This window comes from Streptococcus sp. 27098_8_86, from assembly GCF_041432595.1.
Classification (GTDB): domain Bacteria; phylum Bacillota; class Bacilli; order Lactobacillales; family Streptococcaceae; genus Streptococcus; species Streptococcus pneumoniae_F.
Genome location: NZ_JAPVZW010000036.1, coordinates 1 through 644, shown reverse-complemented (window position 1 = coordinate 644; position 644 = coordinate 1). Strand labels below are relative to the sequence as shown.

The window sequence follows — 644 nt, the reverse complement described above, 5'->3', positions numbered from 1 at the left end:
CCTGCAGGTCCTTGCGCTCCATCACGTCCGTCGCGTCCTGGTAAACCTTGAGCTCCATCCGCACCTTCTGCACCTTTATCACCCTTAGGTCCCTTGATGTTACCTTCTTTTTCCCATGTGCCGTTATTCTTAACGAAGACATCGCCTGTTTCTGTGTTAACGTATTTATCGCCGTCTTTACCTTCTGTTGTTGGATCAACTTTGCCGTTCAAGACGTCTTTCCCGTCACGTCCGTCACGTCCTGCTGGTCCTTGCGCTCCATCACGTCCATCGCGACCTGGTAAACCTTGAGCTCCATCCGCACCTTTAGGTCCTTGCGCACCTTCTGCACCTTTATCACCCTTAGGTCCCTTGATGTTACCTTCTTTTTCCCAGTTGCCGTTATTCTTAACGAAGACATCGCCTGTTTCTGTATTAACGTATTTATCGCCGTCTTTACCTTCTGTTGTTGGATCAACTTTGCCGTTCAATACGTCTTTTCCGTCGCGTCCATCACGTCCGTCGCGTCCATCACGTCCGTCGCGTCCTGGTAAACCTTGAGCTCCATCCGCACCTTTAGGTCCTTGCGCACCTTCTGCACCTTTATCACCCTTAGGTCCCTTGATGTTACCTTCTTTTTCCCAGTTGCCGTTATTCTTAACGAA

Annotated in this window: 1 pseudogene; it reads right to left on the bottom strand. The window is 50.0% G+C overall.

Annotated features, from left to right (window positions below):
* A pseudogene (locus O3616_RS10090) lies at positions 1-644 on the bottom strand (YSIRK signal domain/LPXTG anchor domain surface protein); the annotation flags it as partial.